Origin of the sequence: Porphyromonas asaccharolytica DSM 20707, assembly GCF_000212375.1 — a bacterium.
Classification (GTDB): Bacteria; Bacteroidota; Bacteroidia; order Bacteroidales; family Porphyromonadaceae; genus Porphyromonas; species Porphyromonas asaccharolytica.
On record NC_015501.1, the window covers coordinates 172,226 to 196,438 of the forward strand.

21 protein-coding genes and 1 tRNA gene are annotated in these 24,213 nt (G+C 53.1%); 8 read left to right on the top strand and 14 right to left on the bottom strand.

Annotated features, from left to right (window positions below; translation table 11 throughout):
- Positions 1 to 859 precede the first annotated feature (859 nt).
- From PORAS_RS00715 to PORAS_RS00750, 8 genes are all read left to right on the top strand, one after another.
- Entirely contained in the window at positions 860 to 1,897 is a 1,038-nt protein-coding gene (locus PORAS_RS00715; RefSeq protein ID WP_013759799.1) for an IS110 family RNA-guided transposase, read from the top strand.
- A gap of 324 nt (positions 1,898 to 2,221) precedes the next feature.
- Positions 2,222 to 3,706, top strand: coding sequence for a proline--tRNA ligase (proS, locus tag PORAS_RS00720; protein ID WP_013759800.1), 1,485 nt, complete (start codon positions 2,222 to 2,224; stop codon positions 3,704 to 3,706).
- Between the two features lie 17 nt (positions 3,707 to 3,723).
- Positions 3,724 to 4,377 carry a 7-cyano-7-deazaguanine synthase QueC gene (queC, locus tag PORAS_RS00725; RefSeq protein WP_013759801.1) on the top strand — a complete coding sequence of 218 codons (654 nt, stop codon included), beginning with the start codon at positions 3,724 to 3,726 and terminating at the stop codon, positions 4,375 to 4,377.
- Between the two features lie 8 nt (positions 4,378 to 4,385).
- Positions 4,386 to 5,747 (top strand): ATP-dependent DNA helicase, encoded by a 1,362-nt coding sequence (locus tag PORAS_RS00730; RefSeq protein ID WP_004330433.1) that lies wholly within the window; start codon positions 4,386 to 4,388, stop codon positions 5,745 to 5,747.
- A 452-nt stretch (positions 5,748 to 6,199) separates the two neighbouring features.
- Positions 6,200 to 6,272 (top strand) — tRNA-Lys (locus PORAS_RS00735).
- 162 nt (positions 6,273 to 6,434) lie between these two features.
- On the top strand, positions 6,435 to 7,292 hold the full coding sequence (nfo, locus tag PORAS_RS00740; protein ID WP_013759802.1) for a deoxyribonuclease IV: 858 nt from the start codon (positions 6,435 to 6,437) through the stop codon (positions 7,290 to 7,292).
- Between the two features lie 6 nt (positions 7,293 to 7,298).
- The gene (locus PORAS_RS00745) at positions 7,299 to 7,901 is read left to right on the top strand and encodes an L-threonylcarbamoyladenylate synthase (RefSeq protein WP_004330483.1); all 603 of its coding nucleotides are present in this window, start codon (positions 7,299 to 7,301) and stop codon (positions 7,899 to 7,901) included.
- A gap of 22 nt (positions 7,902 to 7,923) precedes the next feature.
- On the top strand, positions 7,924 to 10,311 hold the full coding sequence (locus PORAS_RS00750; RefSeq protein ID WP_013759803.1) for an Ig-like domain-containing domain: 2,388 nt from the start codon (positions 7,924 to 7,926) through the stop codon (positions 10,309 to 10,311).
- Between the two features lie 26 nt (positions 10,312 to 10,337).
- Here PORAS_RS00750 and PORAS_RS00755 read toward each other — a convergent pair whose 3' ends face one another.
- The 14 genes from PORAS_RS00755 to PORAS_RS00820 form a co-directional block, all read right to left on the bottom strand.
- Complete coding sequence (locus PORAS_RS00755) at positions 10,338 to 11,324, bottom strand: GNAT family N-acetyltransferase (RefSeq protein WP_044211124.1); 987 nt, start codon at positions 11,322 to 11,324, stop codon at positions 10,338 to 10,340.
- A gap of 2 nt (positions 11,325 to 11,326) precedes the next feature.
- Positions 11,327 to 12,268 (bottom strand): DUF2156 domain-containing protein, encoded by a 942-nt coding sequence (locus tag PORAS_RS00760; protein ID WP_013759805.1) that lies wholly within the window; start codon positions 12,266 to 12,268, stop codon positions 11,327 to 11,329.
- A gap of 12 nt (positions 12,269 to 12,280) precedes the next feature.
- On the bottom strand, positions 12,281 to 12,700 hold the full coding sequence (locus tag PORAS_RS00765) for a SufE family protein (RefSeq protein WP_013759806.1): 420 nt from the start codon (positions 12,698 to 12,700) through the stop codon (positions 12,281 to 12,283).
- 16 nt (positions 12,701 to 12,716) lie between these two features.
- Positions 12,717 to 13,709, bottom strand: coding sequence for a M28 family peptidase (locus PORAS_RS00770; protein WP_013759807.1), 993 nt, complete (start codon positions 13,707 to 13,709; stop codon positions 12,717 to 12,719).
- 21 nt (positions 13,710 to 13,730) lie between these two features.
- Positions 13,731 to 14,279, bottom strand: coding sequence for a cob(I)yrinic acid a,c-diamide adenosyltransferase (locus PORAS_RS00775; RefSeq protein WP_013759808.1), 549 nt, complete (start codon positions 14,277 to 14,279; stop codon positions 13,731 to 13,733).
- The gene (locus PORAS_RS00780) at positions 14,279 to 15,241 is read right to left on the bottom strand and encodes a M48 family metallopeptidase (RefSeq protein WP_013759809.1); all 963 of its coding nucleotides are present in this window, start codon (positions 15,239 to 15,241) and stop codon (positions 14,279 to 14,281) included. Before PORAS_RS00780 ends, PORAS_RS00775 begins: the two co-directional genes overlap by 1 nt.
- Positions 15,242 to 15,507: 266 nt before the next feature.
- Positions 15,508 to 16,950 (bottom strand): DUF3868 domain-containing protein, encoded by a 1,443-nt coding sequence (locus PORAS_RS00785; RefSeq protein ID WP_013759810.1) that lies wholly within the window; start codon positions 16,948 to 16,950, stop codon positions 15,508 to 15,510.
- Positions 16,951 to 16,988: 38 nt separating this feature from the next.
- On the bottom strand, positions 16,989 to 17,594 hold the full coding sequence (locus PORAS_RS00790; RefSeq protein ID WP_013759811.1) for a DUF3575 domain-containing protein: 606 nt from the start codon (positions 17,592 to 17,594) through the stop codon (positions 16,989 to 16,991).
- A gap of 265 nt (positions 17,595 to 17,859) precedes the next feature.
- Entirely contained in the window at positions 17,860 to 19,098 is a 1,239-nt protein-coding gene (nqrF, locus tag PORAS_RS00795; RefSeq protein ID WP_004330519.1) for an NADH:ubiquinone reductase (Na(+)-transporting) subunit F, read from the bottom strand.
- Between the two features lie 21 nt (positions 19,099 to 19,119).
- On the bottom strand, positions 19,120 to 19,734 hold the full coding sequence (gene nqrE / locus PORAS_RS00800) for an NADH:ubiquinone reductase (Na(+)-transporting) subunit E (RefSeq protein WP_004330518.1): 615 nt from the start codon (positions 19,732 to 19,734) through the stop codon (positions 19,120 to 19,122).
- A gap of 51 nt (positions 19,735 to 19,785) precedes the next feature.
- Entirely contained in the window at positions 19,786 to 20,409 is a 624-nt protein-coding gene (locus PORAS_RS00805; RefSeq protein ID WP_004330564.1) for an NADH:ubiquinone reductase (Na(+)-transporting) subunit D, read from the bottom strand.
- Between the two features lie 22 nt (positions 20,410 to 20,431).
- Entirely contained in the window at positions 20,432 to 21,181 is a 750-nt protein-coding gene (gene nqrC, locus PORAS_RS00810) for an NADH:ubiquinone reductase (Na(+)-transporting) subunit C (protein WP_004330521.1), read from the bottom strand.
- Positions 21,182 to 21,195: 14 nt separating this feature from the next.
- Positions 21,196 to 22,419, bottom strand: coding sequence for an NADH:ubiquinone reductase (Na(+)-transporting) subunit B (locus PORAS_RS00815; protein ID WP_013759813.1), 1,224 nt, complete (start codon positions 22,417 to 22,419; stop codon positions 21,196 to 21,198).
- A gap of 70 nt (positions 22,420 to 22,489) precedes the next feature.
- Positions 22,490 to 23,845 (bottom strand): Na(+)-translocating NADH-quinone reductase subunit A, encoded by a 1,356-nt coding sequence (locus tag PORAS_RS00820; protein ID WP_013759814.1) that lies wholly within the window; start codon positions 23,843 to 23,845, stop codon positions 22,490 to 22,492.
- Between the last annotated feature and the right edge of the window lie 368 nt (positions 23,846 to 24,213).

The following is a 24,213-nucleotide window of genomic DNA, read 5'->3' on the forward strand; positions in this document are numbered from 1 at the left end:
TTCGCAACGAAGCCCTACAAAATACCAAGCCCCCCTCATCACAAGACGAGGGGGGCTTCTTTTGTCTCTCAGCTGTTCGGCTAAACGGTTCCTCCGTTGGAACCGAAAAGTTCCCACGCTGGAACTAAAGAGTTCTTCCCTTGGAACTAAAGAGTTCCTCTCTTGGAACTTTTTAGTTCCAAGAGGAGAACAATTTCTGGAACTCGTATCTATATCAAGTTCAGCACGATACGAACGTACCACAGACGAGTAACGATTTGCTTTCTAAGTTCATACGCAAGTAAAAAGCGAAGTTTTTTCTCGTTTCGCAAGCTCGGTCGACTTCTCTTCGGGTGAACCGCTCGGCGGGGTGGAAGCTCCCACCGTAGGGGCGGACCTGTGTGTCCGCCCGTCCTCACCTGAGCACAGCCTATTCTGCGGGCGGACACGTAGGTCCGCCCCTACACAAGCTACGTCAGCACGACAATTCCATTCATCAAACGCTGTAACCTCGATTTGTAGGGACGCACGGAGAGCGTCTAGTGGGAGGGCGTCCGTTGTAGAACGAAAGTTACAGCATCCTTTCGCTGGTTTGGAGACGGATGCACGACCGTGCGTCCCTACTTTAAGTTTGCAGAGTGAAAAGGAATCGACCCGAGAATAGGTCAGTTGAACGGGTTGTTCTTACCTTTGTTGTAGTAAGGTAAGGACAGCAACCAGAAGGTAATCTATCGTCCCTACGAGGCTTCGAGCCTAAGACTTGTTAGAGACCCTCTGGAGTTCAGCTACTCGAGACTTATTAGAAAGGAAGGCTCAGAGCCTAATTAAAGTAATAGCCTAATGTAGCCTAGCTGCCTTATCAAGATTCAAGTACAAAGTTATGAAATACTACTTTATTGGCATCGACGTTTCCAAAGAAAAATTGGACGCCACCCTGATTCACTACGAATCCGAATCAGACAGCGAGCAACAGCTCGCCTACACCACTGTAGAAAACAACCCTAAGGGATTCAAGAGCCTTGTCTCTTGGAGCAAGAAGAACGCAGGTCGAGGAGTCAAGACCGACGCCATGCTCTTCTGCTGTGAGACTACAGGAGGATACGATCGCGCACTCTGTGACTGGCTCTATGGCAACGGGCTAAACATCTGGCGCGAGAGCGCCCTGCAGATCAAGCGTAGCATGGGTCTGCGCAAAGGCAAGGACGATAAAGCTGACTCGGAGATGATCGCTTACTACGCCTTACGCTTCCGCTCCAAAGCCACTCTCTATAAACCTCTGGACGGGAACATGCGCAACCTACGCGACCTTTTCCTCTACCGGCAGTCACTAGTTGCCGATAGGCAGGCTAAGCTAGTTAGTGCCAAGGAAAAACGGCACATCTCTAGCAAGTCTAAAGCCGACAGCTTCATCTACCGAGATGCCCAAAAGGCTATCGACCTCTTGACCAAAAGCATCAAAGAGTGCGAGCGCCGAATGCTTGAGATCATCAAGGCAGACGAGGAGATGTACCGCAACTACCTGCACCTCATTTCCTGCAAAGGAGTGGGTCTCGTCACCTCCGTCATGCTGATCATCTACACCGACAACTTCAAGACTTGGAGTGCCAAGAAGATGGCTAGCTACTGCGGTATAGCGCCCTTCTACGAGAGCTCTGGGAGCTCAGTCTTTCACAAAGCCAACACAGGAGGCTACAGTAACCGACGGCTAAAAGGAATCTTGACCCAAGCAGCCCGAAGTGCCATAACGCATAACCCAACATTAAGACAATACTACCTACGCATGAAAGCCCAAGGCAAGCCCTACGGGGTTATCCTCAACAATGTCAACAACAAGCTCGTACACATTCTCTTCTCTTTGGTTCTGCACGACTGTGACTTCGAGCTAGACCACGAGACGAAGAGAGCTGCTCGAGCCTAGTCCAAGGGAAGGAAACTCTTCGCTCGGGGAGCGCCTCCGCGGCAAGGGGTGGGAGCCCCCACCCCGCCGAGCGGTTCCCCGCCGAGCAGTCGACCGAGCTCGCGAAACGAGAAAAAACTTCGCATTTTACTTGCATATGAACTTAGAAAGCAAGTCGCTACACGTAGAGCTGTACGACAACGGACGCCCTCCCACTAAATACTTCCGTGCATCCTTACACGGGGTTACTCGTGAGAGTTGTGGCATCTAGTCAACCGTCTCAGATTGTGAATTCTAGCGAAAAGCGGTACCTTTGCTAGCAAATAATTTAGACAGACTAGCATCATGGCTAAGAAAGAGATCAAAGAACTCACACCACGTGACGAAAACTACTCACAGTGGTATCAAGATATTGTCGTAAAGGCCGGGCTGGCAGAGAACTCCTCCGTGCGCGGCTGTATGGTCATCAAGCCCTACGGCTACGGCATCTGGGAGAAGATGCAGCAAGACCTCGATCGTCGATTTAAGGAGACAGGACACAGCAACGCTTACTTCCCACTTTTTATCCCGAAGAGCTACCTCAGCCGCGAGGCCGAGCATGTCGAGGGCTTTGCCAAGGAGTGTGCCGTCGTGACGCACTACAGACTGCGTACCAACGAGGCGGGCGATGGCGTAGAGGTGGACCCCAACGCTAAGCTCGAGGAAGAGCTGATCGTCCGTCCGACGAGTGAGACGATCATCTGGAGTACCTACAAGAACTGGATCCAGAGCTACCGTGACCTGCCTCTACTCTGTAATCAGTGGGCCAACGTAGTGCGCTGGGAGATGCGTACGCGTCTCTTCCTTCGCACGGCTGAGTTCCTCTGGCAAGAGGGTCACACGGCACATGCTACCCAAGAGGAGGCAATCGCTGAGGCACGTAAGATGATCGGTGTCTATGAGGACTTCGCCCGTGAGATGCTGGCACTGCCGGTTATCGTTGGAGTCAAGAGTGAGACCGAGCGCTTCGCTGGCGCTATCGACACCTACACCATCGAGGCGATGATGCAGGACGGCAAAGCTTTGCAGTCTGGCACTTCGCACTTCCTAGGACAAAACTTCGCTAAGGCGTTTGACGTTACCTTTCTCGATAAGGAAGGCAATCGTGACTACGTCTGGGCTACCTCATGGGGCGTATCCACACGTCTCGTCGGTGCGCTCATCATGGCGCACAGCGATGACAACGGGCTGGTTCTGCCGCCACGCATTGCGCCTATCCAGGTGGTCATCGTGCCGATCTACAAGAGCGAGGAGGAGCTGCAGCGTATCCACGAGACAGCCGACAAGATCGTCAGCGAGCTACGCCAGCATGGCGTATCGGTTCAGATCGATGACAACGACAATAAGAAGCCCGGGTGGAAGTTTGCTGAGTATGAGATGAAGGGTGTCCCCGTACGGCTCGCTCTCGGTATGCGCGACCTGGAGCATGGCACCGTCGAGGTGGCTCGTCGTGACACGCTCACCAAGGAGACCATGCCGCTAGAGGGCATCTCCGCACATATTGAGCAGCTACTCGAGGATATTCAGAGCAATCTCTACAACCGCTCACTCCAGTCGCTCAAGGAGCGCACTTACATCTGCGACAGCTACGATGAGTTCAAGGAGCGCATCGAGGGCGGCGGCTTCTTCCTCTGCCACTGGGACGGCACAGCCGAGACGGAGGCACGTATCAAGGAGGAGACCAAGGCAACGATCCGCTGCATACCTCGTGACATCCCCTCGGAGCCTGGTCGCTGTATGGTGACTGGTCGCCCCTCTAAGTGCAGGGTCATCATCGCTCGCTCTTACTAAGACATAAGACAATGGTAATGCGCAATTCACTGATCGCACACTCAGGCGGCGTGGATAGCACGACGCTCCTCTACGAGTATCGTGAGGAGGTGGCTTGTGCCGTGGGCTTTGACTACGGCTCCAAGCACAATGCTCGTGAGCTGGCCGCTGCCAAGGCTATCTGTCGTGAGCTAGATATACCCTACCTGATCATCCCGCTCGCCTTCATCGAGGAGTACTTTCGCAGTGACCTCCTCCTCTCGGGTGGCGAGATGCAGCTGGGGGACTATTCGGAGGAGAATATGCGCTCGACGGTGGTACCCTTTCGCAATGGCATCATGCTGAGCGTCCTCGCAGGGTTGGCCGAGAGCCGAGACTTGCAGCAGGTACTCATAGCCAACCACTTTGGCGACCACGCCATCTACCCAGACTGTCGTGAGAGTTTTGTCAAGCCTATGGGCGAGGCGATCACGGCTGGCACCAGCAATGGGGTCAAGCTGGTGGCACCCTACACGGCCCTCACGAAAGCTGAGATCGTAGCTCGGGGCACTCGTCTTGGGGTACCCTACGGCAAAACGTACAGTTGCTATCAAGGGGGCGAGCGGCACTGCGGACGCTGCGGCACCTGTCGGGAGCGTCACGACGCTTTTGTGGCAAACGGACTGGAGGATCCGACGCTTTACGAGGAGTAAGTGGCGGTATGCTGGTTATCCCAGAAGCTTTCGATCAGAACAATGCGGAGCAGATGTCTGCCCTGCAATGCCTCGAGCAGACCTCTATGAGTCTCTTCCTGACGGGTAGTGCGGGAACCGGCAAGTCCTACTTCCTGCAGCACTACTGCGAGGTGACTCACAAGAAGTTTGTCAAGCTTGCTCCGACGGGGCTAGCTGCGCTCAACATCCATGGGCAGACGATCCACAGCTTCTTCCGGCTACCACTAGCACCGCTGACAGATCCCAACCATACCTCCGCCATCACACGCCGCTACCGCAAGGACAAGCGGGAGCTCATTCGTCAGCTCGATCTGATCATCATCGACGAGATATCGATGGTGCGGTGTGACCTGCTCGATGCGATGGATCGTATCCTGCGCAGTGTGAGGCACAGCCGGGTGCCCTTTGGGGGTGTGCAACTCCTCATGGTGGGCGACCCTTTTCAGCTACCGCCAGTCACGACAGCCTCCGACCAGGAGGAGATGCAGCGCGCTTACCCTGAGAGTGACGGCTTTTACTTCTTTGAGGCGCACGCCTACGCTGCACTGGCACCCATCTCCATAGTCCTACGTCGCATGTATCGCCAGAGCGATCAGCACTTTGTCTCCGCACTTGAGGAGATCCGTCTAGGACGTGTCAGCGATGATACGGTCGCCCTGCTCAACAGCCGCGTCTCCCCACAGTGGCAGAAGGAACTGCTCCAGAGCGATCAGCATGCGGTGCTACTCTTCTCTCACAGAGCCAATGTGGAGGCGTACAACCAGTCTCGCTGCGCCCAGCTTGATGCCAAAGAAGTAACCTTCCGCGGCAAGCTCAAGGGCAAGATCCCCGCCTCTGCTCTGCCCGTTCCCGAAGAGTTTTCGCTCAAGGTGGGGACTCAGGTGATGCTCGTGAGCAACCACCCCGACGGGGCGTGGGTCAATGGCACGACGGGCGTCATCACGAAGCTCGTCGGCGGAACTATCGGTGACATCACGGAGCCTTATGCCAAGGTGAAAACGCCCGATGGCGAGACTATCATTGTCACGCCACACACCTGGTCGCAGGTGGACTACGACTACGACGAGGAGAAGGGAGAGATCGTCGAGCGACAGACCGGCTCCTACACGCAGCTACCGCTCATCGTCGCTTACTCCATCACGGTACACAAAGCGCAGGGGCAAACGTGCGACCAGATCGTGGTCGACCCGAGTCGCTTCTTCGCCCCAGGACAAGGGTACGTGGCACTCAGTCGCTGTCGCACGCTCGAGGGTCTGACGCTCACACAGCCACTTAAGCCATACAACCTACGCACCGCCCCTTCGGTACTGCAATTCTACCGAAAGATCCTTTCAGAGGTTAGGGGGTAGAGGGTAGAAGTTAGAGATTAGAGATTAGAGATTAGAGGCTAGTTTCTAGTGGCTCTAGTGTTTCTAGTGGCTCTAGTCGCACTAGCGTCCTAGCTCAAGCTTCATGGGAGGGCTCCTGTCATAGTTGCTGGGAGGGGTCGTAGGGCTCGCTGTGACGCTATTCTTTGTGGATTGTTGGGATGTTTGCCAGCTACAGACGGGCGCTGCATACACTAAAATGCATTTTGCGGTGAAACTGGATAGAATATTCTCGAAACGGCCCGGATTGTCTTAACGATCTATCTCTGTGTAAGATAAAGCTTCAGATTCAAGTGTGAGAGCAGAAGACTCGGAAGAAATTTCAGATTGAGGCGAAAAAAAGTGGCGCAAACGCTTGCATTGTTCAGAAAAAGTTGTACCTTTGCATCGCAGTTCAGGAGAGAAGTCGCTGATGACTCACCTGAATGAGGATTGACTTCGTAGCTCAGTTGGTAGAGCAACTGACTCTTAATCAGTGGGTCGAGGGTTCGAGCCCCTCCGAGGTCACAAGTGACAGATCACTTTGAATAGCTTCTTGCAGTATGCAGGGAGCTATTTTTCTTTTGGGGATTTACGAAGTCTAGGCTGCCCCATCGGGAGAGGAGGATAGCTCGCTGCTTTTTCTGTATCTTTGCGAGAGTTAGGCTTGTACAACTAACCGTTTTCACCATGAGCTATACCAAACATCCTAATAAATATATCGGAGCGCATGTGAGTGCTGCTGGTGGCGTGGAGGAGGCTCCGCTGCGTGCTGGCGAACTGGGCGCACGTGCTTTCGCTTTCTTCCTCAAAAATCAGCGTCAGTGGCAGGCTAAGCCATACACGGAGGAGCAAATTGATGCGTTCGTCGCCAACTGTGACCAGGTGGGCATCAAGCGAGAGCATATCCTCCCCCATGCAAGCTACCTATATAATATAGGGAATGCGGATGCTACCAAGCGTCAGCGCAGTCGCCGTGCGATGATCGATGAGATGCACCGCTGCGAGCAGCTGGGACTGAGCCTGCTCAACTTCCACCCAGGGAGCCACCTCAAGGAGATCTCTGAGGAGCAGTGTATGGAGTACATAGCTGCTGAGATGAATGCCGTGCTGGCTGAGTCGGAGGGGGTCAAGCTGGTCCTAGAGAATGTGGCGGGTCAAGGGACGAACGTGGGCTACACTTTCGAGCAGCTCGCCTACATCATTTCGCTCATTGACGATGATAGCCGTGTGGGCGTCTGCATTGATACGGCACACACGCTGGCGGCAGGATATGAGATACGCACGGCCGATGGCTATACGGCTATGTGGCAAGCCTTCGATGACATCATCGGTTACGACAAGCTCTGCGCTATCCATCTGAATGATAGTAAGAAGGACTTGGGGACCCGTGTGGATCGACACGAGTCTATTGGTAAAGGCTTTATGGGTACGGACCTTTTCAAAATGCTGATGGACGACCCACATCTAGACAACATCCCGATCGTCCTAGAGACGCCTGTGCCTGAGCTCTGGGCGGAGGAGATCGCTTACCTCTATGCACTCTAATATACTATGCTAACGAAGATCTACGCAGACACCCCCGACTACGCAGTGGTGCGTGAGGTGGTTCAATGTCTGGAGAGTGGCGGAGTCATTATTTATCCTACAGGTGTAGGCTATGCGCTTGGTTGCTCGGCACTGAAGAAGCGTGCCGTGGAGCAGGTTTGCCAGATCAAAGGGGTAGACAGCAAGCGTCACACACTGGCGATCATGTGTCAAGACCTTGGCGAGGTGGCCCAGTATGCTAAGCTGGGAAATGAGACTTTTGCCCTGATGAAGTCGGGTAAGTACGAGCCAGCTACCTATATATTGCCTCCGACGACGACGCTGCCGACACCTTTTCGCCAACGCAAGGAGGTGGGGGTGCAGCTATGCAAGCATCCCGTGACGCGTATCATATTGGAGGAGCTGGAGGCTCCGCTCCTGACGGGCTCTCTGCCAGACTTGCCAGAGGGATACGACATGAACTACCTGACTGATCCTGAGCTCATCGAGGAGTACTATGGACATCAGGTAGATCTGATCATCGATGGGGGCGTGGCTCCTGGCGGTCATGGTGCGATCATCGACTGCACGGGTGAGACGCCACAACTGCTCCGTGAGGGTACTATCTAAAGCTCTATAGGCAATACCATATATGTTTCATTCGCACCAGCAGCTTCCTACACTCTTAGTCGCCTTCCTGCTCCTAATCCTAGGTGCTGTGGGGTGTGCCAAGCAATCTTCGCCAGAGGGTGGTCCTTACGATATGACCCCGCCTCGGGTAGTGCGTTGCACGCCTGAGATGGGTAGTACGAATGTTACATCACATCGTGTGCGCATCACCTTCGATGAGTACATACAGCTGGAGCGAGGCGAGGATAAGATAATCTATTCGCCACCACAGCGCATTCCACCGAAGGCTTTGGTCAATCAGAAGCAGCTGGTCATCACTTACCAAGATAGCCTCATCGCCAATACGACCTACACGATCAACTTCAATCGTGCGATCAAGGACTACAACGAGGGTAACTACATCGAGCAGTATGTCTATGCCTTTAGTACGGGCGACTACCTAGACACGATGCAAGTAGCGGGGCTGGTACTTGATGCTTACACACTACAGCCGGTGCCTCGTATCCTGGCGGGTATCTACGCTACGCCGCTTCCGGCGGACACGCTAGACCGGCCAATGACCCGCATGACCTATACGGACGACCAGGGGCACTTTACCCTACAAAATGTACGAGATGGTGCTTACTACGCTATCGCGCTCGTTGATATGGACCGTAGCTATAGCTACAACGCTCCGAACGAGAGCTTTGCGATCACGACCGACAGCTTCCGTACTGAGGTGGTACACGGTTCGGCTTTCATCCCCGCCAAGGAAACAAAGGTGGACTCACTTAGGAATGCTCCCGACTCACTGCAAAGTGCAGTCGACTCGCTTGGAGCGTCTGCAGATAGTTTGCTCACCAAGGAGGCAGCTCCTACGACAGCGACAGACAGTACTGCGACGTCAGCAGACAGCGTCTCGCCTTACGTTTATCTGCCCAACGATCTGGTGCTCCTCTTGACACGCCCGAAGACGAATATTATCCGCCTCGAGAGACTTACGAGACGGGACTCGATGTCGCTCATGGCGACTTTTACAGAGCCTCTTGATACGTTGCCCCAGCTTACAATCCTCTCACCAAGCTACCTTACGAGTACAACGAGCTACTACCCTGATCTCTCGACAGATCGTAAGAGTCTCGTCTACTGGCTCTCGCCTCACGACTCACTAGCGAGAGACTCTGTCGTGGTGGCTTTTGCCTATCCTACGACCGACTCGATCGGTAGTCCGATCAATAAGCTTGACACGATGACGCTACAAGCGCCTAGAGTGCATGCAGCCAAGGCTAAAGCTAGTCCAAAGAAGCGACCGAAGATCGCAGCTCCTCAGACGGCTACCGACAGCCTTACTCTGACGAGTGACTCCACGGCTCTAGCAGACCCGAAGAATGATCTAAAAGCTATCACGATCCTTTCACTCGATAATATCAATAAAGAGACGACCCGCGACTCCCTTTGGATTAGCTATGACATGCCTATCTTGGGCATTGACACGACGCTGGTACAGCTTGCTAAGTTGGTCGATTCGGTGCCACAGCCGATCTCCTGCCAGTTACGACCGGATAGTATACGACGCTGCCGATGGTTGGTAGACTTTGCCAAAGAGCCTGGTACTACTTATCGACTCATGGTAGATACCGCTGCCATAACGGGACTCTATGGCGGTGTCAGTGCACCAGCACAGAAAGATCTCAAGATCGCCTCCGAGACCGAGCTAGGCTCTCTCTCTGTCACGCTCACGGGACACCCTACGGATAGTCCGCTCTACGTCTACCTACTCAGTAGTAAGGAGGAGATACTGGCGACTGCTCAGCCCGACAGTGCAGGCTTAGTGACCTTTACGGAGCTGGCTCCTGGAGCATACTTCCTCAAGCTTTATGTGGACCTTAATAGCAATGGTACGTGGGATGGGGGCGTCTACCCAGCGACTCCTCCTGAGCCTGTGCGCTATCTACCTCAGACGGTAAATGTACAAGCGCGCTTTGCCACAGAGCAGACGTGGGCATACGATGGTACGCCCCTAGCTGAGCAACGCCCGAAAGAATTGGAAGGCGATAAGCAAGCGGAGGAAGATGGTAATCGCGCTAAGCCGGAGACACAAAAGCGAGATCTCAACGTCGAGTACGCTCAGCGTATGCGGGAGCGGTACGGCAAGCGTTGGAACCCGACAGATCGCGAGCGTAAAATCATGGGACTCCCCTCTCGTGAGGAGGAGCGACTGGCGCGAGAGCGTGGCGAAGAGATGGAAATCGGGGCTCCTCCCAAGGAGCAAGAGAAGGGTCAAGACAACAAGCAGAGTAAGCCCCAGACGCAACCGCTCGGCACAGGGAGTGGCTCGCCCCTCCGCACCAATCCAACCCAGACCAATCCATCGACGACTCGACAATCTGCTGGACAGCTACAAAATCGCTCTCAGAAGGTCTCTCGCTAAAGGTTTTTACCTAGGAAATGAGGGGATCACTCCATCATAGCGTAGACCAGCGTATGCTGGAGGGGGGACAATGTTACGAGGAGCTGATCGGGCGTGAGAGGCTTGATGAGCCGGTCGATAGGACGTGGTGCGAAGAGTAGCTGGCGACGCTGGCGCAAGACGCAATAACGTCCGCTATTCGTTGAGATCTGCTCATCGAGTAAGTCAAAGACGATGCGCTGCTCATCGTGATAGAGCGCAGCGGGGTGGAGCTGATCCTCTTCTAGCAAGCCTAGCTCGACAGCCCACATCAGTAGCTCAGCGATACGCAGTGGACGCAGCATGCCAAAGGGAGCGGATAAGTCAAAGGTGCCGTCAGCTGGCTCCTCCGCAGAGGGTATAGCGAGGACACTTTGCGTCTTTCCCTCGGCATCTCTATAATAGTAGTAGGTTCTTTCTCCGATCGTGCCGATGCCACCGCCCTCGAGTGCTAAGCTCTCTCGGAGCGTGCGCCACTGATGGTAGCTATGTGCGACCGTAGGATACTGCTCGGCGAGTGTAGCCTGCCAATGACGGTAGCGCTGCCAAGCCTCACTAGATGGAAGGTCGGTGAGCTTTTCTTGCAATGTAGGGGTATGGCGCTTGCCATAGAGCGTGGCATAGCCCATCTTGCGATAGAACTGGTAGAGCCACTCCTCGGCTGGTATGAGGAAGGCGCAAAGACAACCCTCCCGCCACATCTGCTGGTGGCTCGCTCGCATAAGGTACTGTACGAATCCTTTGCCTCGCTGGTCGCTCTCGGTAGCTGCTCCCGATATGTAGCCAGCGCGCCACCACTGGTCGCGGTAACGCATCAGATAAGGGAGGTACTGCACATGACTGAGCGCACGGCTCTGGTCTAGAGCGGTCAGTAGATGGGTGCGATGTGGGTCAAAGGTGGTACGACTGTAGAGCGCGATGAAGTCTTCGCTATCCCCAAAGGTGGTGCTCCAGATCTCTTCGTAGAGTCGTTGCTGCTCAGACTTTAGTCTCATGCTTAGGACTCGAGCTCGCCAGCCCACTCTGGGCGACGCCATACACAAGTGTGCTTCACGAGGCGTACCTCAGGATGGTAAGACTCTTTCGCACGGCGTAAGCCAGGCAGACCGAGATCTTCCTCTCTATTGACATAGGTGTACTGCTCAGGAATGCTGCGGGCGAACTCACGATTGATGATCGTATAGGCTCCGTCGATGTCGGTGCGTGCCTTCTCGATATGTACGTCGAAGGTATCCTCCGTGATAGGCGAGCCAAGGGTAAAAGCAACGATCTCACCACCAATCTCGATCATACCGCCACGCATTTCTAGTGCCTCGTAGTTGTCGAGGAAGCGCTGTATGACCTTTCGCTCCATACGTAGGCTGGGATCAGGCTCGCCCGTCTCCTCGGCATGTGCCAGCCACTCATCGGCAAAGTGTGCCACGCGCTCTAGATCGTCTGTCGTGATGGGGAGGTAGCGGTAGTCAGGGTAGGTCGCTTCGAAGCGGTTAATGTGATTGCGCTTCGACTGAAGCTTCTTGCCATTGAGCCGTGCGAGCTTGTCTCTGAGATAGACGTAGTCAATGTAGTCGTCGTCCTGAATATGAACGAATTCATCAGGAAAAAGCTTCTCCAGTCGCTCTTTGCAGCCTGGTGTCACCCCCATGAAGACAAGAGGGTAAGCTTCCCGCTCGGAGATCTCCATAAGCTCCTTGATGGTCATCGTCCACGAGTTGTCGTCACGACAGAAAGGACAGAGGTAGACGGGGTGGTCTCGCCGTGGGGAGCGAAAGCGGATCACGAGTGTCTGCGTGCCACCGATAGCCCACGAGGTCTCGTACTGCACCGCCCAGCCATAAAGATTGGCAAAGGAGATATCGCAGATCGGCTCTGCTGCATAATATATATAAGGAAAGACTGTGGAGCGGTCGGCTACATCAATCTGTCGAAAAGGGGTCATAATCTCTATCTCTTAGTGGCTCAAAAACTCTTGGACACGTCGTCTGATCGTCTCATACATCGACTGAAGGCCGTTGCTTCGTGTCGGAGAGAGGTGTGACTGGAGTCCCAGTCGGTCAATAAAGTAGAGGGGTGTCTCCACGATAGCCTGTGCAGGCTGGTCATTGTAGCAGTAAAGGAGCATGGCTGCAATGCCCTTGGTGATAAGCGCATCGCTGTCTGCCTTGAGGTGTAGTGTGCCATCGTCCTGAGGAGAGATGATGATCCACACTCGGCTCTGACAGCCGTCGATGAGATTTTCGCTTGTATGCTCCGTATCATCGACAGGCTCCAGTTGGTCGCCCAGGTCGATGATCATTTGGTAGCGATCCATCCAGTCGTCAACGAGTTCAAACTGTGAGATGAGTTCCTCTTGTCGTTCGTCTATAGTCATAAGTTGATCAAGCTAATCAGTGAGCATCTAGTTCTTTGAGCACCGCCACGACGGTATGCCCGACAGCTCCTAGCGTCTCTGCCGAGATGTTGCTCATATTATCTTGCAGTGTGTGCCAATAGGGGGCAAAACCCTCTTCGCTCCGTGGATCGTAATTGACAATGTCTATGCAGGGGATACCAAGATTGCGAATCACGGGGACATGGTCGTCGGTCAAGCCCCCACCGTCAGCTTGGTGAAAGTAGGATCCGTAGCCGAGGTCGACGGCTTTGCTCCACACCTTGGTGAGTAGCTGCGGTGCGTAGCTCTTAGAGAAATACTCCCAGTAGAAGGACGCATCACGTCCGCCCACCATATCTAGAAGGATACCGCCCATCGCTTGGTAGTCAGCCACGTGAGGGTTCTTGCTCCAGTGGGTAGAGCCTAGGCACCAGCTCTCCTCGTTGGAGTAACTGCCGTAGTCCTCTCCATCGAAAAGCACGATGTCCACCCCAATCGTCTGAGGCGATGCAACACTGCCTAGTAGACGAGCCACCTCAAGTAGGACGCCTACGCCACTGCCCCCGTCGTCGGCTCCGAGGATCGGCTCCGTATGGTTGGCTGCGTTAGGATCTTTGTCCGCCCAGGGACGTGTGTCCCAGTGCGCCATGAGGAGGATACGCTGCGAGGCAGAGGGATTGTACGAAGCGATCAGATTGGTCAGCGGAAGCTTCGTGCCGTCATGCGCTGTCGCCTCAAAGCTCTGCTCCACGACCGTCGCACCATACTGCGTCAGTCGCTCCTTCATCCAAGCGAGACAAGCGGTATGTCCCGAGGAGCCTGGGATACGAGGTCCAAAAGCAACCTGCTTGGCCACAAAGTTGTACGCACTATCCGCCTCAAAGGGAGTAGCTACACGGGGTGTCTGCTGCTCGTCCTGAGCCGTCTGTTGACTCTGCTTACCCTTACTGCAGGAGAGCAGCAAGAGGCCGAAGAGTAGTGGTAAGATATATTGCGTGATACGTGTCATAAGAGTTAAAAGGTAAGTGGGTCAATGCTCGATTCCAGTGCGAGATAAGACTCCGTCATGGTAATAATGCTTGACCTCTGCAAAGTTAGTGACAAGCTGACAATGTGGGAGCAATTCCTCACAGTATTGTCGTCCCGTGAGGATCAGTTCGCACGCCTCGGGGCGCCGCTTGATGGCATCTATGAGTTCTTCTACTCTGAGCAATCCCAAGCCGACAGCCATCGAAACCTCGTCCCAAATGACTAGATCATATAGTCCTGAGCACATCTGCTCGACAGCTCGTGCCAGTCCCTGCTCGGCAGCCTGCACATCTTTAAGACTCGCACTATGGTCTATCAGGCAGCCCGTACCACCATACATCGAGCCATACAGCTCGATCGTACACTCCTCAGGCTTCGTATGCTGCTCCAGAAAGAGTACATCACCGTAGCGCATCGTCTTGATGAACTGCCCGATATAGATCCGTCCACCATGACCGAGCGTGCGTATTGCCAGCCCCATGGCTGCGGTGCTCTTCCCTTTGCCCGTACCGTAATAGTAGTGAACAAAGCCTCGCTCCCACATACTCATTAGCGACTGACAGGCTCATAGTGAAAGCCCCCTCCGTCTTGCTTCTTAGCTGAAGAGGTGCTTCCATTGTCTCTCAATTGACTAGAAACTTGGCGACGATCTTGGCGCATACTCTTGTCAAGCGACTTGATCTGGAGCTTGGGACCCTGTGACATAACACCAGGACCACGATAATACTGTCGCGCCTCAGGGAGGAACTCCTGAATGGCTCGGATACGGTTCTGATCACTCGGGTGGGTACTGAGGAACTCAGGAGACTTCTGTCCCTGCTGTGCCATCTTCTGCCAGAGCGTCACAGCTGCTGCTGGATCGTAGCCCGCCATAGCCATAAAGACCATGCCAATCTTGTCCGCCTCATACTCCTGCTTGCGACCATAAGGAAGCGAGACCAAGAGCTGCGAGCCAATAGGATAAACCTGCTGCAGGATGCCCCCGAGAGCAGCACTCTGAGAGCCGACCATCCCCGTCAAGACCTGTCCGCCTAGCTGCGTAAGCATCTCACGACTGATGCGCTCATTGGCATGCTTAGCTACAGCGTGAGAGACCTCGTGTGCTATGACCGCGGCCAGCTCATCGTCAGTAGGACGTGTTGCCTGGAGCAAACCACTATAGACGACAATTTTGCCACCAGGCATACAGAAAGCGTTGACCTGACGATCACGGACGAAGTTAAACTCCCAGCGTGTCGCCTGCGCTATCTGATCGTAGCCGTTGTTGCGCAGATAGTTATCCGTAGCCTGTGCTATGCGCTGCGCTACACGGAGCGTTTGCTGTCCTTGAGGTGAGCGATTGTCCACGTTCGCCCTGCGGATAAACTGATTATACTGCTGTGCGCTGGCCGCCGAGATTTCAGCGTCCGACACCAGATTGAGCTGCTGTCGTCCCGTGATAGGCACGACGCCACACCCGGCTAGTAAGAGCGTCAGGGTGAGTGCTGTAAACCATCTTGCTATCTGTGTCATCTTCGTAGTATGTTGATTAAATCTATGAGACCATAGTCTCTACTAATGCAAAGATACTCTTTTCGCATTAGCTGTGCCATACCCCAAGGGATTAAGATTACGCCGTACATTCCACCCTCTAATGCCCTATACGAGCAAGGAGCCACACTGGATCTCAGGTAGGCTAGAAAAGAAGAGCCCCCGTCTAGATGACCGAAGTCGTACTGACGGAGGCGCCTTATTTGTGTAATCCTATCTGCTCAGTGACTAGTATCGTCTGTCAACTATTACTTCCTGAAGTAGAGCTTCTCAGCCTCAGCCTTGCGGCCCATCATGTCGAGTGCGATAGCTGTGGGTAGCGTAGCACGACTGTCTGACTGCATGGTAGAGAGGATGCTGTATGCTTCCTTAGCATCTTTGTCATACTCAAGGAGCGCATTAGCGTAGTTGAGCATAGCAACAACATCATTAGGATTCTGCTCATAAGCTGTCCGGTAGATAGCAACAGGATTCTCACCTCTTGCTACCTTTTGGTTAGCTAGAGTATAAAGCTCCTTGAGACTTAGCAACTTAGGATTGGTTGAGTAGATGTGGGCCAATTCAGAGACCTCAAAGGGACGTACCCGGTAGCTCATCGTGAAAGCAGTGCGACGAAGCTTAGGATAGTAGTTGTCCAAGAGGTTACGATAGACCTTACCACCATCGAGAGCCTTGATATCAGACTCACGCTGGGTGTCTGTGTCGTACTTATCAATGATGTCTAGGATCGTCTGACGCTCTGGCATATTGCTGGCATCTACGAGCTTGCGTAGACCATCCCAGTCCTCACCCTTGCCCTCGGCAACTACTTCGACCTTGTTGAAGAGTGCTGAGTGAGTACTCTTGACGTAGTTATAGAGGGTCTTGGTACGACGATCAGAGAGTGCTAGGTTGTAGTCAAAGGAAGCCTCGGGAGATGCGTAACCATAGATATAGACGGTGTGAAGCTCAGCTCCTTCAATCTTAGTTGCTTTCCTTACGAACTCATCAAGACGTGCCAGCTCAGCCGCATTGTTTTTGAAGTCCTTGCGGAGGTCGTGCTTGGCGACAACGAACTGGACGTTGGCATCAAAGCTTTCTGCATACTCCTTGAAAGCTGTAGCAGCAGGCTCTACATAGTCGTACTTATAGTCGCTTGGTCCGAATGCTGTAATAGACTGTGGAGCTCCTAGTGCCAACAAAGAACTCTTAGGACAGTTGCCACAACTGTAAGTCTCCATCTCTAGCTCCATATGGCCACTAGCCATCCAGCTCTCGAAGGGGCTCTCGTAGACCATGTGTGGTAGATCACTGACCCCACGCGCATAGACAGCTCCCTCGGGACGGGAATAGACCTCGCGTACTAGAGCATCTTCATTGCGAAGGTCGTGCTGGCGCTTGAGAACCTTGTAGCGAGCATTGCCAGCTACGTAGATGTCCTTGAAGCGTATCGAGTCTCTTCTGTCTGCGGACATGTATATTGGAGTAATACGAACGAGTTGCTGTGCACGTACAGTAACATAAGGGACTACATCTAGTTCTATACGAAGCTGGTTACGCTCTATGTCACGTGTTACAACACAGTGCTCTGCTGACAGCGCAATCGTCTGAGTCTCCTCCGCCTGAGAGTCTTGCTGAGCACATAGCGACCCTCCGACAGCGAATAGTAGCATCGAGAGGAGTATGAGTAAGCGGGATATCTTGATATTCATAATCTTGGTGTCTGTGTTATTAGATGTGCGACTAGTGATTACTTAAGGAAGAGGACGTACGAGATAGTCGCCTTGGTAGGGCCTACGTAATTAGCATTACCCTCTCCAACCTTCGTACCGCAACTCTGGCAGGGGAACTTATCGTACAGTACACGAGCATAGCCTGCACCTAGAGAGAACTCGAGGGAAGAGCGTGTCGAGAGTACCCATTGGTACCCTACACTGAGACCACCTCCATAGAACCACCCTTGGTAGCGGTGATCCTTCATTATAGCGTTTTTATTTTCTAGGATGAAGGGGATGTCTACACCTCCCACGTTCATCTGCCCCACATGTCCATGTAGACCTAGAAACCACCCATTGAAGACATCGCAGAACCAGTAGCGAAGTTCAGGCTGCGCCATCCAGTGTGCCCACTTGGTCTCACTGTAGTTAGGCTTACTCACATCAAGGTTGAAGACAAACGCGTTCCACCCGACTTGAGTGTCTAGAGTAACCTTATTGCCCAGCGCAAACTCGAGCGAGAGGTTGGGCGTAAGGATGGCATCATAAGCGAAGTTGTGCTTGAGTGCAACTCGCTGTGCCGTTGCTGCAAGTCCGATAGTTAGGACGAGAGCGATTGTAATCACTATCTTTCGTGTCATAGTAAATGGTTTGGCAACAATTTCAACTGTTTCTGCGGAACAAAGTTACGAGATCCAGCTCAAACAAGCTACGTTCTTTGGTAAAAGGACTTAACAAAATCGGTATTTCTTTTGATTCTTTCGATCTCTAACGTTCTCTGCAAGACTTCAGAAGTATAGAAGTCTGCATACGCAAGGCGACAGCATACTATCCCGATGAACGGGGGTGTACGCTGTCGCCTTTTTTCTTTCCTCTTATCGATTGACTTATCGACTCAGAGATGTTTTAGCCGAAGTTATCGTAGTTGATCTGCTCGGGCGGCACGCCTAGGTTGTCCAGCATCTTAATGGCTGCTGCCGACATAGGTCCAGGGCCGCACATATAGTACTCGATATCCTCAGGAGCCTCATGATCCTTGAGGTAGTTGTCATAGATGGCTTGGTGGATGAAGCCCGTCAGACCTGTCCAATTGTCCTCAGGCAGTGGTGCCGAGAGAGCAATGTGGAAAGAGAAGTTCGGGAACTCACGCTCGATGGCGCGGAAGTCCTCCTCGTAGAAGATCTCACTGCGTGAGCGCGCACCATACCAGAAGGAGACCTTGCGGGTTGTATGCTCCGTGAGGAATAGATGTAGTAGCTGCGCACGTAGCGGAGCCATACCAGCACCACCACCGATGTAGAGCATCTCAGCGTCAGAGTCTTCATGAATGTGGAAGTCTCCGTAAGGACCGCTCATAGTCACCTTGTCACCAGGCTTGAGGCTGAAGATATAAGAGGAGGCGATACCAGCGGGTACCTTCTGCCAGGTGTGAGTCACACGATCCATAGGAGGAGTAGCGATACGCACGTTGAGCGTGATGATGTTACCCTCGGCAGGATAGTTTGCCATAGAGTAGGCACGGACGGTCTCCTCGGTGTTCTTTGCCGTGAGGCTCCACATATTGAACTTGTCCCAGTCGCCACGGAACTGCTCCTCGACCTCGTAGTCGCTGTACTTCACCTCGTACTTGGGGATCTTGATCTGAGCGTAGCTACCGCTCTTGAAGTCCATGTGCTCACCCTCGGGGAGCTTGACGACAAACTCCTTGATAAAGGTAGCAACGTTCTTATTCGAAATGACTTCGCACTCCCACTCCTTGACGCCAAAGACGCTCTCAGGGACGATCACCTTCAGATCTTCCTTGACTTTGGTCTGACAGCCGAGACGCCAGTGTGCCATCTGCTCTTTGCGAGAGAAGAAGCCCTTCTCTGTGGCGAGGATCTCTCCCCCACCCTCTACGACACGACAGCGACACTGTCCGCAGCTACCACTACCACCACAAGCGCTAGAGAGGAAGATACCTTCGTTCTGTAGCGTAGTGAGGAGCGTACCTCCCATCGGCACCTCTAGATCCTTGACATCATTGACATTGATATGTACATTGCCCGAGGGGATGAGCTTACTCTTAGCTACTAGGAGTACCACGACGAGGAGCAGCACGACCAGGAGGAAGACCGCTACACTCGAGACTATTATTAAGGTCATTTGATCCATATCTGTAGGCGATTAGAGTTTGACACCTGAGAAGCTGAGGAATGCGATACCCATCAGGCCAGTGACGATGAGCGTGATGCCAAATCCGCGCAGCGGCTTCGGTATATCACTATAAGCTAGACGCTCACGGATAGCTGCTAGACCGACGATAGCAAGCATCCAACCGATGCCAGATCCAAGACCATAGACAGTTGCCATACCCGTATTGATGAAGTCACGCTGCTGCATGAAAAGAGAGCCTCCGAGGATCGCACAGTTCACAGCGATGAGCGGTAAGAAGATACCGAGCGAGTTGTATAGCGAGGGACTGTACCGCTCGACGATCATCTCTACCAGCTGCGTAAAGGAAGCGATGACGGCGATGAAGACGATGAGCGATAGGAAGCTCAGATCGACCGTTGCAAACTCCTCCCCGAGCCAGCTCAGCGCTCCCGCCTTAAAGACATAGGTCTCCAGGAGGTAGTTGATCGGTAGTGTACAGGTGAGGATAAAGGTTACTGCCAGCCCCAATCCGAGTGAGGTCTTGACATCTTTGGATACAGCTAGGTAAGAGCACATACCTAGGTAGTAGGCAAAGATCATATTGTCGACAAAGATCGACTTGAAAAATAGACTTAGATAATCCATTGCTTAGACTTTAATCTGTGTGTGACCAATGTATTATATGGATTGGAGAGCTTACTGCTCCTGCAGATCCTTGTTTTTACTGCGCTGTATCCATACGATACAAGCGAGGACGATGAGCGCCATCGGGGGCATGATCATCAAGCCGTGATTGACATAGCCCATATCGTAGAAGGACTGCGGGATGATCTGATACCCGAATAGCGACCCTCTACCGAGTAGCTCACGAACGAAGCCGATGATCACCAAGACGAGTCCATAGCCCAGTCCGTTACCGATACCATCGAGGAAGGAAGCCTTGGGACCATTTGCCAAGGCAAAAGCCTCTAGTCGTCCCATCAAGATACAGTTTGTGATGATCAGACCAATGTAGACCGACAGCTCCTTAGAGACATCGTAGACATAAGCCTTGAGCACCTCATTGACGATCGTCACAAGCGCAGCAACCACCACCAGCTGTACGATGATACGGATACGATTAGGTATCGTGTTGCGTAGCAGCGATATGATAACGTTGGCAAAGGCGACGACCACCGTCACCGACAGAGCCATCACTAGAGCGGGCTTGAGCTGAGCGGTGACCGCCAGCGCCGAGCATATACCGAGCACCTGGACGGTGACCGGGTTATTCTTATTGAGAGGTCCTAGGAATACCTCTTTATTACTTATCTTACTCATAGCTTAGATTACTCTCTCTTGATTATTCTACTGCTACTGCTTGACCACTACGTATCTGCTCTATGTAAGGGAGATACTCGTGTATAGAGCTCCAAAGCATATTGTTGACACCATTGCTCGTGAGTGTACCGCCGGAAATACCGTCCACGTAGTCTTGATCGTCGAGCGAACGACCGTGCTTGACGACAGCGATAGACTTAAACTGCCCGTCACGATAGAGCTGCTTGCCGACGAACTCCTTTGAGAAGTGCTTCGTAGCGATCTCGGCACCTAGTCCTGGAGTCTCACCAGCATGTGAGAAGTCAGCACCGTAGACGGCCGATCCGTCTGCCTGCACAGCTAGGAAGCCCCAGATAGCACCCCATAGACCAGCACCATCCATCGGGAAGATGTAGAGCTGCTGTCCCTCGACCTCTGCCACGTAGACGGGGAGTCCGAGTGTAGGATCTTGCTGACGAAGCTTAAACTGATTGGCCGTATTCATCTGGAAAGCCTCATTCTGAGCGATCTGATCACCCTCAAAGGTAGCGATCACCTCGCCCTGGCCATTGACCAGTAGCTCTTGCTTGATCACCTTCGTATAGGTCGGGATGACTTGATCTTTGGTAGGCTCTAAGTGTACAGCACGTAGTATCTGCTGCATCTTGTCGATGCGCTCATTCTCTAGCTGTGGCTTGCGTAGAGCCACTGCAGTCAGCGCCAGAGCTATTGCGACTACGACCACCATAATGGCTGCGTAGAGGATCGTGTAAGTATTACTATCTCTATTCATAGTCGTAAGAATGATCAATGTTTAGAAGCCATCTCCCAGCGCTTCTTGCGCTTGGCGACATTGTTGTTTACTACCACATAGTCGATGAGCGGTGCGAAGACGTTCATCAGCAAGATAGCAAGCATCATACCCTCAGGATAACCAGGGTTGAGGACACGTATGAAGACACACATGACACCCACGAGGAGGCCGTAGATCCACTTGCCTGTCTCGGTACGTGCCGAGGTAACAGGGTCTGTCGCCATGAAGACAAGGCCGAAGGCAAAGCCTCCATAGAGCAGATGATGTGCCACATCGAGCTGCATAGCAGCAGTCGTGCCTATAGCATTAAAGAGGAACGTCATCAGAGCTGCGCCCACGACACCACTCAGCATGATCTTGTAGCTTGCTACGCCTGTCCAGATCAGCAGGATAGCACCCAGTAGGATCGCAAAGGTCGAGACCTCACCGATACTACCTGGGATAAAGCCCCAGAAAGCGTCCCATAGAGAGGAAGGCTCACCCAAAGTGTTGACAATCGTGGGGAGCGTATCGCCAGCCGTAGCCACCTGACCCAAGGGAGTAGCCCCTGAGAAGCCGTCGACAGCAGCCGTAGCCATATCGCCACCACCCCCGAAGCCAAAGATAGGCTCCGTGCGGACGAATACCTTATCGCCTGTCATAGCTGCTGGATAGGCAAAGAAGAGGATCGCACGGGTGACCAGTGCCACATTAAAGACGTTGTAGCCCGTACCTCCGAAAACCTCCTTGGCGAAGATCACCGACATAGCGACAGCCACAGCGATCATCCAGAGTGGCGTACCAATAGGCACTATCATCGGGACCAGCATACCTGTCACAAGATAACCCTCTTGGATCTCTTCGTGCTTCCACTGTGCTACGGTAAACTCGATGCCCAACCCTACCACATAAGCAACTATAATCTTAGGCAGTACTGCTAGGAAACCGAACCAAAACATCGACCAGAAACCTGCCGTCTGACCGATCGCAATGAAGTGCTGTAGTCCCACATTGTACATACCAAAGAGCAGCGCAGGCACTAGCGCTAGCACCACCGTACTCATGACACGCTTGCTATCTATCGCATCATGTACATGCACGCCTCCTCGTGGAGCCGCTGTCGTATGCGGCACGTAGAGGAAGGTCTCAAACCCGTCAAAAAGCGAGTGAAACGCATGCAACTTACCCCCAGGTTCAAACTTCGGGCGTTGCTTATTGAATCTATCTTTTAGTGACATATAATATAGTAGTCATAGTCCATAGCCTTACGATGACGGAGCTTTGCTCCCCACTGTGAGGCTACTTTTTTTAGTTCATCTCCTTATATAGTAGGTCTAGACCTTGGCGCACGATGTGCTGCAGCTCCATCTTGGAGGTGTCGACGAACTCGCACAGAGCGAAGTCCTCAGGAGCTACCTCGTAGATGCCTAGCTCCTCCATCTTGTCAATGTCAAAAGCTATAATCGCCTTCAGCAGATACTCCGCATGGATATTCAGCGGGAAGACACTCTGCAACTCATGACTCATGATCATAGCACGCTTGCCCCCCTTGAGACGAGCATCCAGCGTATAGCGCTTGCGAGGCATGAGCCAGCTCAGATAGGTGCGACTCTGGCTAAACTCCCCAATACGAGGCATAGCCCACCCAAGCAGCTCATCACGATCAGACCCATCAGGGATCACCGTGATCTGGTCGCAACTCATCGGGAGGAAGGGACGCTCCTCCGTGAGCTGTGTACCTGTCAGCACATCGCCCGCGATGACACGCGTCTTGCATTCCTCCTGAGCCAACTTACCCAGGCTCTCTATACGACAGCCAGGCAGTAGATCCATGTAGCCGTGCTCTGTAGCGTGACTACCGGTGATGGCAATGCGACGGCTGTAGTCCACATGCCCCGTCATCAGGAGACGACCGATGAGTGCCACATCAGTAGCACGAAGGGTCCAAACCGTCTCCCCCTTATTAACTGGAGCCGTATGATTGATCAGCACCCCTACATTACCAGCAGGATGCGGACCACGTACCTCTACACGCACTACCTCTGCGGGAAGCGTCAGAGGACTGTTCTGTGCGACACCGACAAAAACCTTGCCCTCAGTCAGACGTGCTAAGGCTCGTAGTCCTATACGCAGTTCCTCCTCACGTCCCTCCAGTAGATAGTCGACCTCAGGAGCTAGCGGAGCGGTCAGATGTGCTGTGACAAATATATCTCGTGGTGCAATCGTAGGGTTAGCAATACGATCGTAAGGTCTCTGACGTATGAGCGTCCATAGACCTGACTCTAGTAGCAGAGCTTGTAGCTTGCTCACCTCACCGTCGAGTAGTCCCTCTACGGCAAAGGCACGCTGTGTCTGACACTCGTCCGGGCGTATCTCTACGCTCATAATCTTGCGCTTAGCGCCTCGATTGATAGCGATCAGCTCACCACTGACGGGTGCTGTGACCCATATCTCTGGGTACTGCTTATCGTAGACAATCGGGTCGCCAGCCTCTACGTGATCTCCCACATGCACCTTCATCTTGGGCGTCAGCCCAGGTACATCATCGGGCACCCATGCATAGGTGGACGATGCTCCGCCAGAAGGAGTGGTCAGGAGGGTACGGGGCGCAGTCCCATGTAGTTTGAGATCCAAGCCCCGCTTGATAGTTATCGTTCTTGCCATGACGATCTCTCTTTAGAATCCAACAATTGGTGCAAAAGTACTCATTTTATTTGGGACTAGCTCATTTTAGGTAGAACTGGATTTTACAAATCGGGTAATCCGATGAGACGTGTAGTGACATGTAGGGGCACACGGCTCGGTTTGATACAACTAGACGAGTAACGATATTGTAAGGACGCTCGGCTAGTATCTAGCGAGAGGGCGTCAATTCCCGTTAAATCCCTGATGCAGTAACCTTTGACTACAACAGACGCAGAGACCGTGCCTCCCTACAAATACTGGTGTTACAGCGTCTGATAGCTGAGCTTTTCGTTTTGATGTGGTTTGTGTAGGGGCGTACCTGCGTGTCCGCCCATATGGCATACAAC